The organism is Colwellia maritima (assembly GCF_022669015.1).
Lineage (GTDB): Bacteria > Pseudomonadota > Gammaproteobacteria > Enterobacterales > Alteromonadaceae > Colwellia > Colwellia maritima.
The window spans coordinates 662,235-676,772 of record NZ_JAKKSL010000002.1 but is presented as its reverse complement, the minus strand read 5'-3'; the positions used below and the strand labels follow the sequence as shown (position 1 = coordinate 676,772).

Genomic DNA, 14,538 nt, shown 5'->3' with positions numbered 1-14,538 from the left:
TTGAAGGTTGTAAATATAAAGCACTTAATATTCTGCACTAAATTTCATGGATTAAGTTTAATGGATTAAGTTAAGCAATACTTAGGACTACGGTGGTGGCATGCCGCCTGCTGTAGCTTCGACCTCACCTTTTACACAACGTTGAAAATAGGGATAGGTGTCGGTGGCAAAATAATGATAAATGCCCTGAGGAAATTCTGGGGTAACACCGTATCGGCCATTACATTCATCTAGATCACCTGAGTCAGCAACATATTCCCAGTCTTCACCAAAAGTACCCAGGCTGTAGGTGTCTGTTGACGGACGAGAAGTTGGTACATCAGTTTTTAATTGGTAACTACCTGTCATGGCTTTTAATTCTGAACTTGCATCGCTAGCAATAGTGTAGCCATAACGTGCATAAATAGGGAATCCATCAGCAGCCCAACCAATAATTGTCATTTTAGTTTCACTACCACCTTGTTTAGTCACAAAACCTTCAGGCATACCATGATAATGATAAACACCTCCGGGTTGCACATGCGCATTGTTATCATCAGTGCCAAAATCAAAACTATTATGACCTAATGCTTCGATATGCCAATTACCAGTATTGCCAATTAAACTACAATTATCACCTGTATCGTCACAGCTACCCGCTGTATTCGCATCAATTTTCACACCGTTAAGAACGTAGCCTGTAGTACCGGCCGGTCCTCCCAGTGTGGTTGCCGTTTGCGTTTCAAGTGGCTCTAATGTAAAGCTATCAGCAACATCTTGTTCTGTTATCGTATTAGGGTTGTTATTATTAGGAAATGTACCTACGGCGTGATCAGGTACACCGTTAGCTGCTAGTTCACGTTCTTCATCTGTACAGCTCCACGTTACCGTGCTATTTAATTGTACTGAATCAGAATCATTGTATGCGTCGTAACTATAATCACATAAAACACTGGCGGTAGAACCATTAACCACCGCTGACACAACAATTTCAACACTGTCGGATTCACTGTTTACTTCGGCATCATTAACGATAAGAGAAATAACATAAGTGCCTACAACGTCTGCTACAAATGAAGGTGCAACGTCAGTATCGCTAGACAATATAGCAACGCTGCCATTGGGTAAGGTAGATAAACTCCACGAATAACCAAGGGTATCGCCATCGGCATCACTACTTTGATCACCCGATAATGTAACAGTACTGCCCACAAATATCGCTTGATCATCACCAACATTGGCGATGGGCGTTGTATTAGTTACAGTAATATCATTGTCATCTGAGTCATCAGAACTACTGTTACTGCTGCTACCACCGCAAGCGCTAAGTGTACAAGCTACCAAAAAACTGACTAACGTATTGCCTACAATATTTTGTTTCATTATCCATACCCTCCAAAGGGTCAACACTATTAATAATATACTATTAATAATAGTATATGAATGTGCAAGCAATGTGCATAAAATAAGGAATTTTACTTTAACAGTATTTTCTGAGTATGTTTGTTAGCTTAATCGCTTTACGCATCAATCAATCCTAGGAGTTATTTCTCTTTTGGTGATTTTTTTAAGTAAAATTTCGGTCATTGCAGCGATTAAAATAAAACCCGGCTAGAATATATATAACATGATTAGACTGCTTACTTACATAAACAAGCGCAAGTATCATGGCAATTAAACTTAATAATGCAGCAATACTAACCAACACCACGGAGGCGCCAGTTTTAGAAATTATTTTAAGGTGCCCAATATGAGTAATAGTATGCACAAATAATATTGATATAGAGCCAATTGCTGCAATTTCAGATAAATTGAATAACAAAGATAAGAAGATAATAAAAATACCGCTTATGATTAACCCTTCTCGGCTATGTGCAATAGGTTTCCCAAATTGCGCAGGTAATTCACCATCTTTTGCTAATTGATAAGTTACATTAGTAACAGCATATAAATTAGCGTTTATGGAAGACGCTGTCGCAATTAATGCCGTAATAGCCACGACCGTAAAACCAACCTGACCGAATATAGGTAATGCTACTTCGGCAAGTGCAAAATCTTTTGCTGCGATAACTTTTTCAACGGGTAAGTTACCAAACACAGCAAATGAAATGCCTACATAAAGTACCATAACCAGTAAAATCGCTGTCATCATTGCTTTTGGCAGCGTGTTTGCTGGATCAGGCATATCTTCTGCGGTATTAGTAATAACTCTGAAGCCTTCAAAAACAAAAAAGTGATTGAAAGACTGAAAAAGATATCTTTACTGGTACGGTAATACTGTGGTGATAGTAAAGAAGGATTTAAATACATTATGCCTACGGCAGATAATCCTGTTAAGACGATGAATTTAATACCTACGGTTGCTCTTTCCCAAACCGCAACATCTTTAGCACCTTTCAAGTTTATCAATACAAACAGAATTATTATTCCACTAGAAAACACATGATGCCAAAGTGATGAAGCGTCAGCACTAGCAGGTAAAAAAGTTGCCGCATAATTTCCAAAGGCTTTTGCAACAAGACTTAGAGACACTATTGCAGAAAAATAAAGCATAATACCCATTGTGCCGGTAAAAAAACCAACACCATAAGATTGAGTTAAGTATTCAATTATTCCGCCTGACGAAGGATAACGAGCCCCTAATTTACCTAATGAGTACCCGCTAAATAAAGCTATGATTCCACCGATGATAAATGAGATATACACGGCACTACCAGAAATAGCACTGGCCTCCCCTAACAACGCAAATATTCCTGCGCCAACCATAGCGCCAATTCCCATGGAAACAGCAGACCAAAATCCTATTGGTTTTTTTGACATATGCATAATGCTTTACCCGTTATGTGTTTACTATGTTCTAACCCGACTTAATGCACTTTCATAATTATCGAAATACTCTACTTCGCCAGAAACGAACCATGATCCGATTTTTGCAGTTAATTTCAACCAATTTTTATTGCCGTAAATCGCAATTTTTTCAAATTCATTACCGTGTTTTAAGCCAATTTTAAAATCATCCCATGCGGCTCTTGGCTCCCAACCATCTAATTCGGTTCCATCAATAAGCGCTTTTATTTTGGGTTGTTTAATCTCTGCTAAAGCTGATTCTAGCATTGGGGTAATAATTTCATAGTCTTGATGATTAAGTTTACCGATAGCTTTCAATGAAAGGAAAAGGTCATTATCTACTCTTTCAATACCAATTGATAATCCATGTTTTTTTGTTTTCATCATTAACACCTCTATTTCTTAATTTAAAAAATTAAATGTTACCTCTTAAAGGACATATCGCTACAGTGAACCGCTTTTAACTTTGTTTTAACTTTGCTTTTGATAATGACTAAAGAGCAAATATAACTGTTTTGTGTTTGATTAATCTTATGTTTAAAATTGATAGCCAACCTGAAACATACCTCCCATTCCTACTCCCTTGTTTTCATCTCCGGCAGTAAGCGTCAAACCGAAGTTAAAGCCAGACTTATCAATACCACGTAAAAAATAATGATATCCTAAACCTACGCCATATATTGCTTCGTGATCAAAATTGGCATATTCACTTCCAACAATACCAACATAAACGCTTGTGCCATGCTTTGGTGTTTGAAAATCAAAAATATCAGTTTTTACCCAACCAACACCTACGCCACAAGTTTCACCGTGTAAAGAGGAATAACTAACACAACCAATTGATAAATATTTTAAATCAGTTTTAGATTGAACGCCCGTATTAACACCAACACCACTATAAAAACTTCCGGCACCTATACCAAAAGTAAAATTATTGTTTGCTAAAACTTGAGATGAGGCAACAAACGTTAAAGGTAATAGTAGTAATTTTGTAATTGTTTTCAAAAGTGTTCCTTACTTTGATTAATTTGTCTAGATAACGTCACAATATGTGACTTGTAATGGTTGGTAATAATTTTATCACCAACTAACTATTTTTGTTGTACTCGTCATAAATACTTAACAGCGATTATTTCTCTCTATTTTTTACATACAGAGTCAAACCGAATACGGTTAAGCTTATAAGTAACAATAATCCTATAATACCGAGGAGCTGATTCACGCCTTTAAAAGGAGTCCACTGAAGATAATGAATTTTATATAGCAGATTTATTAGTTTTGTATCATCACCTTTTTGTCTTAATTTTAAATTTAGCCAATCAAGCTCTATTTCTACACCCGTACTTGTTTGCACATGATTATCATTAATAGACACTATATCGCCATAACGTTCATTTTTACCTGAAATAGCATCAGCAACAAGACGTTTAAATTGTGAACTAGATGGAAAGCTTTTTTCTTCAAACGTTGTAGGGTCTAAATGTTCAAGTTTATTGCCGGTACTTACAAGTAGATGATGTCCTAAAATGGTTTTAATTAAGGTAACTTTTTCCCATTTATTTTCAGGGACTATCGTTAATTGTGTTTCTACAGGGTAGGTTTTTAAGACTAATTGTTCATAAGCCTCACTGTATCCAGGTTTTATAAAAAATACGATGCCTGTAAGAGCCCAACCAAGCATTGGCAATATTAATATTAAACCAATCCTTCTATGAATTTTTCTACTGCTCATTGATAACAACTTAGTATCCTACTGACGCCATAATTTTTAATACACCTCATAATGCTCTATATTCAAAACTTGGTCCTGAAGATATGGTAAGCAACTTAGCATTTAATCAGGCCACCCATAATAACTTTTGTAACTTAATCAGGCCACCCATCATTTAATCATTTAATCATTTAATCAGGCCACCCATATTAACTTAATCAGGCCACCCATAATAACTTTTGCAACTTTCCCATAAACTACACTTACCTTACCTCAATCAAGTACGGAAACTATGATGCCTAAACCCCGCTCACAACAAATAAACTTAATCAGGCCACCCATAATAACTTTTGCAACTTTCCCGCATAAACTACACTTACTTTACCTCAATCAAGTATGGACACTATGATGCCTAAACCCCGCTCACAACAAATTAGTTTACTCAATACCCCCTATTACCACATTTGTAGCCGCACTGTACGCAAAGCCTTTTTATGCGGGGTCGATAAAGAAACTGGCATCAGCTTTGAACACAGACGCGGTTGGATTGAAAAACGTCTGTTTCAATTATCCCAATCTTTTGCTATTGATATTTGTGCCCATGCTATCATGCACAATCACTTACATTTAGTGCTGCATGTGGATTGTGAGCAAATGAAACAGTGGACCACAGCAGATATTCTTCAACGTTGGCATCAACTTTTTAAGGGCACGCTCCTCACACGACAATATCTAAATAAACAACCACTGGCTGACTATCAACTCACCATGGTTGAACAAACCGCTAAAGTATACAAAGAGCGTTTAATGGATATTAGGCTGGTTTATGCGCTCCTTAAATGAGCCTATTGCAAGGCAAGCTAATCAAGAAGATAAATGCACAGGCCATTTCTGGGAAGGACGGTTTAAATCTCAAGCCTTGCTTGATGAAGGTGCCTTATTGTCGTGTATGGCTTATGTTGATTTAAACCCAGTACGTGCCGCTATCTCCCCTACACCCGAGCAATCAAGTTTCACCGGCATTCAGTTACGTATTAAAGCAGCTATTAACGGTGAGCAACCCAAGCAGTTACTCCCTTTTACTGGCAACGAACATCAACACAAAACACAAGGAATTACTTTCAGCTTGAAAGACTATTTAACCCTCGTTGATGAAACGGGGAAAATAATTCGAAACGATAAACGTGGCGCGATTAACCCAAAAGCGTCTAACATTTTAGCCAGGCTACACATCAGTGATGAAAGTTGGTTAAAACTCACCACACAATTTGAATGTATTTTCACGGGCGCTGTCGGAACAGCTGAGCACTTAAGTGAATTTAGTGAACATGTAGGCTTAAAGCGAACACATGGCATAGCCAATGCCCAAGCTTGTTTGAATAGTGCTTAACCACGTCACTTAGCGACAAAACAATAAAACCTTAGCCTAGATAGCATTTTGACAATGTTACGGCACACACTCACCTAAAATTCAGAAAAAGTGACGTTAGAGCTAAGAAAAACGATCTCCGAGCCATTTACCTAGTCATTACGTGGATTATTTTAATAAGAAAACAACCTGATTTATCGTGGGTGGCCTAATTAGCCTGCCTAATTAGCCTAGCCGTGAAAAGCAAAGATTTATCATGGGTGGCCTGATTAGCCCTATTAATAAGAAAACAACCTGATTTATCGTGGGTGGCCTAATTACCCACATGATATGAATTTTTTAATAAAAAAATATAATTAACGTGCTGTTGATACTTAGATTTATCTTGGGTGGCCTGATTAGCCATCATAAGAAAACAACCTGATTTATCGTGGGTGGCCTGATTAGCCCTAATTAGCCTAGCCGTGAAAAGCAAAGATTTATCATGGGTGGCCTGATTAGCCCTAGCCTGCCTAATTAGCCTAGCCTAATTAGCCTAGCCGTGAAAAGCAAAGATTTATCATGGGTGGCCTGATTAGCCCTAATCATGGGTGGCCTGATTAGCCTTTGCCTGATTAGCCCTAATCATGGGTGGCCTGATTAGCCTTTTGAGGTAGTTTTTTATTGTAACGCGAGTATTTGACGGTCTTCTTGACGGTTCAGAAACCTGTAGACATAAAAAAGCCCCTGTAAAAACAGAGGCTTATCTATAAAATGTGGCGGTGAGATAGAGATTTGAACTCTAGAAGGGCTACAAACCCTTGCCGGTTTTCAAGACCGGTGCTTTCGACCACTCAGCCATCTCACCAATTATCTAATGCAACAATCGCTTGCCAAAAGACGGTGCGAATATTAAATACTAACAACTTATTTGTAAAGGATTAATTAACAAAACCATAATAAAAATGACAATTTAAGTAAATTACCCTTATTGTTAGCGATATTGCCACTTTACCCAACGTATTGTCCTATGCTTTAACGTGGCGTTTCTACCTAAAAAGGTCGTTTAATTAGGTTTTAACCTATTAAATTGTTGTTTAAGACGTGTTAAATACATTACTTGTTGTTTGCTATTTAAATTTTTAAACATGAGTATTTCAAAGGTTGTACTGAATTCTCTAAATTGTGTTGCTATTTCTGGGTGTTGCTGTGCAACTACCTGCGCAAAGTCTGACGGAGACATATCAGTAGTTTTTTTTGTGCCTTTTTTAGCAAGTTGTGCCAATGCTTGTTGGTATAAATTTAACCACAAAGGTAATTTTTTGCGTTTAAAGGCATTTATATCAAAACGATAAAACAAGGTGAATATCGTCATTATGGCAATAAGTGTTGCAACCACTATAGCGGTTGCTTTCCATTGTATGTTGCCACCAAACAATCGTTTTAGTAGATCATATTGTTGCTCGTTAGAATAGCCCAATACCCAACGAGTCCATTGATAATCAAGCGCATCAAATTGCAAACGAATTGTATTTAACCAGGCTGTTTTTCTAAATTTATAGAGTCCGAATAAATCACTACTTAACGCTGATTGTTGTGATAATAACTCTGTAGACCAACCACTTTCTACCCGTTGAGGGTCAACCGCAGCGGTAGGGTCAACTCTTTGCCGCCCAATGTCTTCTAACCAAATTTCTGACCACGCATGAGCGTCATATTGATAAATACTTAAATGACCGCCCTGTTGGGTATTTTCACTATTTGTATTTTGTGAGCTACTGGCATTATTATATTCACCACCTAAGTAGCCCGTAACAATTCTTGAAGGAATACCAAGCAGCACGCATTAGGTAAGTATAAGCGCTTGCGTAATAAACGCAAAATCCGGCTTTTGTGTCAAAGAAAAATTGGTCTAAGCTATTGTTAATTAGAAGTGGTGGTTTTAACGTGTAAAAATATGCTTGTTCTCTAAATAATTTTAGTACCGCATTCGATCTGTCTACAGGATTCGCATATTGTTGTTTTAGTTCATTACCTAATTGTTCTAATCTCGGGTTACTTCCTTGAACAATGGCTAAATTACGCTGTTTTTTTGATTTACTAATGATTAAGTCTACAGGTGCTTGTAAGTAACTTGTTAATTGATAATGACGCGTTTGGCTTAACACATTTCGGCTTTGAACCGTATAATCGTCCATAAAACGTAAAGATGAATCTTCACTAGTAGCAACGGTTAACCCGAACAACCAAACTTGATGGCTAGGCTCTACTATCACGTTGTAATTTATACCTTTTCCGGAAGTATCAGGTATGAAAGGTATTTGTGATGACGTAGGTTGATTATTGATATTTTTTGTAACGCGTGACCATTTTCTACCATCGTATTGCTCTAAAGTCATTGCACGCCAATAAAGCTTATCGTATTGAGGAATATCTGCGCCATTAAAGTCGACTCTAAAAGCTAAATCACCTGATAAGGCAAGCTTTGCAATATCCCCCGGTTGCACTTCATCGCTAAGGCCTGTTTGCGCAGATTGTGCATTAGGAACTTGCCAAAATGGTGTTAAACGAGGAAATACCACAAACAAAACAATCGCGAGTAGTGAGCTTTGTAATAGTAAAATTGAAATCGTTTTGGCTGTTGCCATTAATGATTTATGAGGTGAGAAGACTTGCAATAAAACCATTAAGTTCACGATTAAACCTAGCACAACAAAAACAGAAAACAATAAGTTCTGTTTGAAAATCAATGCTGATGCCAATAAAAATATGCCAAGTAAACAAACTTGATAAAAGTCTTTTCTTTGTTGTATTTCAAACGATTTTAGCACGTAAGCAAATGTCAGTAGGTGTATCATACTGATTAATATGCCAAGACTGCCGGCTGTAACAGCAATTGCCATACAACCGCTTAATGCAAAGAGCGTTAACACAATAGATGATAGGTTGATTTTGGTTTCAGTCTTGATTTTAGTTGTTTGGTTAGTCTTTGTAATATTTTTGCTTTTACTAATTTTTCTAATATTGAAAAGCGCTTGCCAACCTAAACACAAGGCTAAAATGGCTAACATCCAACTACTAATTTCATCAACTAGGAAGCCTATATTGATTAACTGGCAACACCATAATAACCAGGTATTATGGTGTGTTAACTTAAACATTTGCTGATGCTTTTTGTCATTTACTGTTTTAATCAACATCATTATTTAATTAGCACCTGTAGGGTTAAATTTAGCTAAAGCAATTAAACAGTTTTGCTGATGTTGGTAACCAGATCCGGGCATTATTTTTATTGCGGTATTATTGGCCACACCAGACGAATTAACGTCTAATAACATACCAAAGTCCTGTTCACTTTTACTATACTCAACAATTAAATAGCATAAATAACTTAGTTTAGTTTCTATCTCTAAACTTGGCATGTCGCTTAATTTTAACCAACGTAAGCTGCCTTCTTCATTTTCATAATGTTTACTGAGTTTACCTTGACCACGTGCAAGCTGTTTCCATGCAACGCGTGCTTGCGACTCTCCTGTTATATAGTTTTTTAGTTCAGTGAAATCATCGGTTCCTGATGACGCATTATTAACATTGCTTTGGTTTTGTTTGTCGTCACCCTCCAGGCCTGACAAATAGTTTTGACTATTCATTAATTTTTTTGGTTGAGGAAACACGACAAGTTGATGAGAAAAATCTAACATTGCCCAAGAAATAAAAAGACCTAACGAGTATTCGCTATATACCTTAACTCTACCTAAATTTATTATACCGCGTTTCGTGGCTAAATAAGGTAATGCCACTTGGCATTCCCCAACCTCACATTGCTCAACGGTTATTGATATTGCTTTTTGAGTTAACATTTTTTCGCGCATTTTTTTATCACCCTTTTCATTAGGTGCTAGTGTTGCATTTGAATACTGTCGTTGAGCTGCAAAAAGAAAGTTAAGATCAAAATGTCGCTTATTCGCTTTAATATGGATGAGGAAAAATGCTTGTTGATTAGCAAAAGTATATTGGGTTGCTGTTGATGAAAAAGTTAACTGCGAAAAATTATAAAAACTGTGCATCATCACAGTGATAAACAAACTCGCCAGTAAATAACTTAATAATAATATTGTGTTATTTTGGTAATTTGTGCCCAGTAAAAATAACAAAACATCGAAAAACAAATAAGCAAAGCCAAAGCGTGTAGGCATAATAAAAATATTACGACTAGACAATTTATGTTCAAAATTACCCGGCACGCGTTTACTAAGCCATCGATCAACACGTTTACTAATAAAGCCTTTAATTGTTTGTGTTATTGGATTAACAATAGGGCCAAAAAATGAGTTAAGTATGCTCATTACAATAACTCAGTGTTTAACGATTAAGTGGGTTTAATACATTAACTAATTGTAAAATTTGTTCGCTAATGCTTATTTCTGACCCTTGCTCATGGGTATTTAAAACCAGACGATGCTCACATACACTATGAAAAACAGCTTTAATGTCATCAGGTAATAAATAATCTCGGTTATCTATAAATGCCCAAGCTTTAGCAGCAGACAAAAGTGCTTTACCCGCCCGTGGTGATAAAGGATTACAAGCTATTGTGTTTTCGTTACGGCTAACATGGCAAAGTGCAATGATATACTCAATAATCACTTCAGATGCATGTACTTGCTGAACTGCCGTTTGCATTGCAAGTAAATCATCTACATTGGTGAGCTTATCATCATTAACCTTTACTTTATTTTTAAGTCCAGAAGTAGAAAGTAGAATGTTTTTTTCTGCGTCTACATCTGGAAACCCTAATGAAATTCGGATCATAAAACGGTCTAATTGAGATTCAGGTAGCGGATAAGTACCTGCATGAAACAATGGATTTTGTGTAGCAATGACAAAAAAAGGTGTGGGTAGTTGATACGTTGTGCCATCGATACTCACTTGGTGCTCTTCCATTGCTTCAAGCAATGCACTTTGTGTTTTAGGGCCGGCACGATTCACTTCGTCCGCTAAAACAACTTGATTAAAAATAGGACCTTTGTGTAATTCAAAAGCATGGTTAGTTGTATTAAAAATTGAAATACCGACAATATCAGCAGGAAGTAAGTCACTGGTAAATTGTGTGCGTTGATAGCTTAAGTTTAAAGTTTCTGCCAAAGTATGCGCTAATGTAGTTTTACCCATACCAGGTAAGTCTTCAATGAGTAAGTGCCCTTCAGCAAGTATACAAGTAAGTGCTAAACGACATTCTTGGGGTTTACCTAATACAACAGATTCTATTTTTTCTAAAATAGCGTTAATAGTTTTTTGCATCATCTCAGGCGTCAATTCAGAGATAAAAAAGTCTACTTAAATAATTAATTTCAGTAGACTTTGTAACACGATTTATAATTTTTTAATAGCTTAAAACAGAGCTGAAAGGTTGTTAAACGTTTCTTCTGGCTATTACGGCATCACTTAATTGGGCTAATAAAGTTTCTGTATCATCCCAACCAATACAAGCATCCGTAATACTTTGACCATAAACTTCTGCTTTACCGTTAACAAGTTTTTGATTTCCTTCAACTATGTGGCTTTCTACCATAACACCAAAGATATTTTCATTACCTTGGCTTATTTGTTTGCTAACATCTGTTGATACTAACATTTGGTTTTCAAATTTCTTGCTTGAATTAGCATGACTGAAATCAATCATGATTTTAGTATTTAAACCGCTTTTTTCTAGCTCTTGAGTAACATCTCTAACACTTTGTGCATCAAAGTTTGTGGTTCTTCCACCACGTAAAATAATATGACAATCACTATTACCCGTTGTTTCAACTATGGCAGCATGACCAAACTTTGTTACTGATAAAAAGTGATGAGAAGCTGCCGCTGAACCAATGGCGTCAATTGCTATTTTAATTGTTCCGTCAGTACCATTTTTAAAACCAACAGGACAAGAAAGGCCAGAAGCTAATTCACGATGAACTTGCGATTCTGTTGTACGTGCACCGATTGCGCCCCAACACATAAAATCAGCCATGTATTGTGGGGTGATCATATCTAAAAATTCACCTGCCGTTGGCAAACCAAGTTCATTAATTTTAAGTAGTAGTTGTCGGCCGATGCGTAAACCGTCATTTAATTTAAAGCTATTGTCCATAAACGGGTCATTGATTAAACCTTTCCAACCAACGGTTGTCCTTGGTTTTTCAAAATAAACGCGCATAACAATTTCTAAACTATCTTTATATTTATTACGTAGTTCAACTAATCGCTGAGCATAGTCAAGTGCCGCTTCAGGATCATGAATAGAACATGGCCCAATCACAACTAATAAGCGATCATCTTTATCGTTAAATATGTTGTGAATGGCAGCTCGTCCAGAAACGACCGACTTAATGGCTTGCTCTGACAGCCGAAATCGTTCCAGTAATGCGATAGGAGGTAATAAGTCTTTGATTTTATTGATGCGCACATCGTCAGTTTGATACATAATTCATTCTCTTTTCTTTGATCTACTCATTGCTGTATGAAGGTATGGAGTAGGTTAATTTGTCTTTATTTACGTCTAGACATCCAAATAAATAATCCCGCAATCAATTTACCAGTGTTAAGGCGTTATTACTAGTATATTCGCATGGTCAAGCCAGTAAAAAACGTTATAATTGATCGGTGTATATTTACTAAAGACGGAAATAAACTATGATTGACACCACTTTGCCACTGCTTGATCTTCACAGACACTTAGACGGTAATATTAGGCCCGCCACTATTTGGCAATTAGCGACGCAAAACGACATTGTTTTGCCTGCTACTCAGTTTGATGATTTTATATCTCATGTACAAATTCAAGGAAGTGAATCTGATTTGTTGGCTTTTTTAAAAAAATTAGATTGGGGCGTGGCCGTTTTAAAAACACTCGATGATGTAAAACGTATTGCTTTTGAAAACGTAGAAGATGCGCATAATGCCGGCTTAAACTATGCTGAACTACGTTTTTCGCCCTATTATATGTCGATGAACCACAATTTACCTATTAGCGACGTAGTTGCCGCGGTTATTGATGGCGTTAAAACAGGCATGCAAACCTTTAACATTCAAATTAAACTTATTGGTATTTTAAGCCGCACGTTTGGCGTCGAACAATGTCAATTGGAATTAGGCGCTTTATTAGCTCATAAAAATGAGCTTGTAGCTGTTGATTTAGCAGGTGACGAATTTAACTTTCCTGGCGAGTTATTTGTTGACCATTTTAAACAAGTTCGCGATGCAGGGTTACAAGTAACGGTTCACGCCGGGAAGTCCGGCGGAGCGAAAAGTGTATGGCAAGCCATTAACGACTTAGGTGCAACACGCATTGGGCATGGCGTAGCGACTATTGAAGATGAAAAATTAATGACTTATATGGTTAACAATAACATTGCTATAGAGTCTTGCTTAACGTCAAATTATCAAACAGGTACTGTTACCGATTTAAGCCAACATCCGTTAAAAACTTTTCTTAGTGTGGGAATTAAAGCCTGTTTAAATACCGATGATCCTGCTGTTCAAGGCATTGAAATAAAAAATGAATACATTGTGGCGCAGGAAGTATTAAAACTTAGTGAAGACAACATTAGACAATTACAACAAAATGCATTGGATGTTTGCTTCTTATCTGATAGTGAGAAAAAAGCATTATTGTCATCACATAATTAACTTAACAAAAATATAACTAGCGTTTGATTTTTACAATCAAGTTGCTAAAATTCATTTTGAAAACGACAAGATCAGTGAAACACCCTTGATAGCGGTTTTTATCAAAATACCTTTAATAAGGCATTCATGTTAAAAATTCAGGCTAAAAACTTACTGATTTACAGATAACTTACGTCTTTACAATTAAAGACTTAAACAAGGGATATTTTCATGAGCACACCACATATTTCCGCAGAGTTAGGCGATTTCGCCGAAACCGTATTAATGCCTGGCGATCCACTTAGAGCAAAATTCATCGCTGAAAACTTTTTAGACGACGCAAAGTGCGTAACCAGTGTTCGTAACATGTTTGGTTACACAGGCACATATAAAGGCAAACGCATTTCAGTTATGGGATCAGGCATGGGCGTCCCATCAATTTCCATTTATGCCACTGAACTTTATAACGAGTTTGGCGTTGAAAATATTATTCGTATCGGCTCTTGCGGCGCAGTACGGGATGATATTAAAATTCGTGACGTTATTATTGGGATGGGCGCAAGTACAGATTCTAATATTAACCGTCAACGTTTTAACAACTATGATTTTGCTGCTATTGCTGATTTTTCACTTTTGCATAAAGTGGTTAATACAGCAGAACGCTTAAAACAACCTGTTCATGTTGGTAATATTTTTACCGCTGATTTATTTTATACACCGCAACCTGAAATGTTTGCGGTAATGGAAAAATATGGCATTTTAGCCGTGGAAATGGAAGCTGCCGGCTTATACGGAGTTGCTGCTGAGTTAGGTAAAAAAGCGTTAGCTGTTTTTACCGTGTCTGATCATATTAAAACAGGTGAAAAAACAACCGCTGAAGAACGTGAAAATACGTTTAAAGATATGATGGAATTAACATTAGAAAGTGTTTTATAAACGACTCTTTTCCATAGCAATACCGATATATTTAAGCCGTTTAAGCTCTTTTGTGAGCTTAAACGCA

13 protein-coding genes, 1 tRNA gene and 1 pseudogene are annotated in these 14,538 nt (G+C 36.8%); 3 read left to right on the top strand and 12 right to left on the bottom strand.

The window, feature by feature from the left end:
- Window positions 1–87: 87 nt before the first annotated feature.
- The 6 genes from L3081_RS13330 to L3081_RS13310 form a co-directional block, all read right to left on the bottom strand.
- A complete protein-coding gene (locus L3081_RS13330; protein WP_242286636.1) occupies window positions 88–1,362 on the bottom strand; it encodes a YHYH protein in 1,275 nt (424 codons plus the stop codon).
- A gap of 184 nt (window positions 1,363–1,546) precedes the next feature.
- Window positions 1,547–2,164, bottom strand: coding sequence for an amino acid permease (locus L3081_RS26970; RefSeq protein ID WP_274620531.1), 618 nt, complete (start codon window positions 2,162–2,164; stop codon window positions 1,547–1,549).
- Window positions 2,128–2,799: an APC family permease gene (locus L3081_RS26965; protein ID WP_274620530.1), complete on the bottom strand. Its 672-nt coding sequence runs from the start codon at window positions 2,797–2,799 to the stop codon at window positions 2,128–2,130. Before L3081_RS26965 ends, L3081_RS26970 begins: the two co-directional genes overlap by 37 nt.
- A 30-nt stretch (window positions 2,800–2,829) precedes the next feature.
- A complete protein-coding gene (locus L3081_RS13320; RefSeq protein WP_242286635.1) occupies window positions 2,830–3,210 on the bottom strand; it encodes a SpoIIAA family protein in 381 nt (126 codons plus the stop codon).
- Between the two features lie 153 nt (window positions 3,211–3,363).
- Window positions 3,364–3,831 (bottom strand): hypothetical protein, encoded by a 468-nt coding sequence (locus L3081_RS13315; protein WP_242286634.1) that lies wholly within the window; start codon window positions 3,829–3,831, stop codon window positions 3,364–3,366.
- Window positions 3,832–3,955: 124 nt separating this feature from the next.
- On the bottom strand, window positions 3,956–4,558 hold the full coding sequence (locus tag L3081_RS13310) for a PepSY domain-containing protein (protein WP_242286633.1): 603 nt from the start codon (window positions 4,556–4,558) through the stop codon (window positions 3,956–3,958).
- A gap of 387 nt (window positions 4,559–4,945) precedes the next feature.
- Here L3081_RS13310 and L3081_RS13305 point away from each other — a divergent pair.
- Window positions 4,946–5,927: pseudogene (locus L3081_RS13305) on the top strand (transposase).
- A gap of 735 nt (window positions 5,928–6,662) precedes the next feature.
- On the opposite strand, the gene L3081_RS13300 reads toward L3081_RS13305, so the two are convergent.
- From L3081_RS13300 to aroG, 6 genes are all read right to left on the bottom strand, one after another.
- Window positions 6,663–6,753, bottom strand: a tRNA-Ser gene (locus L3081_RS13300).
- A gap of 198 nt (window positions 6,754–6,951) precedes the next feature.
- Complete coding sequence (locus tag L3081_RS13295; RefSeq protein WP_242286632.1) at window positions 6,952–7,728, bottom strand: DUF4129 domain-containing protein; 777 nt, start codon at window positions 7,726–7,728, stop codon at window positions 6,952–6,954.
- Entirely contained in the window at window positions 7,679–9,088 is a 1,410-nt protein-coding gene (locus L3081_RS13290; RefSeq protein WP_242286631.1) for a transglutaminase TgpA family protein, read from the bottom strand. Before L3081_RS13290 ends, L3081_RS13295 begins: the two co-directional genes overlap by 50 nt.
- 3 nt (window positions 9,089–9,091) lie before the next feature.
- Complete coding sequence (locus tag L3081_RS13285; RefSeq protein ID WP_242286630.1) at window positions 9,092–10,231, bottom strand: DUF58 domain-containing protein; 1,140 nt, start codon at window positions 10,229–10,231, stop codon at window positions 9,092–9,094.
- A 16-nt stretch (window positions 10,232–10,247) separates the two neighbouring features.
- Window positions 10,248–11,186: an AAA family ATPase gene (locus tag L3081_RS13280; RefSeq protein ID WP_242287043.1), complete on the bottom strand. Its 939-nt coding sequence runs from the start codon at window positions 11,184–11,186 to the stop codon at window positions 10,248–10,250.
- A gap of 112 nt (window positions 11,187–11,298) precedes the next feature.
- On the bottom strand, window positions 11,299–12,354 hold the full coding sequence (gene aroG / locus L3081_RS13275) for a 3-deoxy-7-phosphoheptulonate synthase AroG (protein ID WP_242287042.1): 1,056 nt from the start codon (window positions 12,352–12,354) through the stop codon (window positions 11,299–11,301).
- A 206-nt stretch (window positions 12,355–12,560) separates the two neighbouring features.
- On the opposite strand from aroG, the gene add reads away from it, so the two are divergent.
- Together add and deoD are read left to right on the top strand one after the other, a co-directional pair.
- A complete protein-coding gene (gene add / locus L3081_RS13270) occupies window positions 12,561–13,556 on the top strand; it encodes an adenosine deaminase (protein ID WP_242286629.1) in 996 nt (331 codons plus the stop codon).
- 210 nt (window positions 13,557–13,766) lie between these two features.
- Window positions 13,767–14,471: a purine-nucleoside phosphorylase gene (deoD, locus tag L3081_RS13265; RefSeq protein ID WP_242286628.1), complete on the top strand. Its 705-nt coding sequence runs from the start codon at window positions 13,767–13,769 to the stop codon at window positions 14,469–14,471.
- Window positions 14,472–14,538 lie beyond the last annotated feature (67 nt).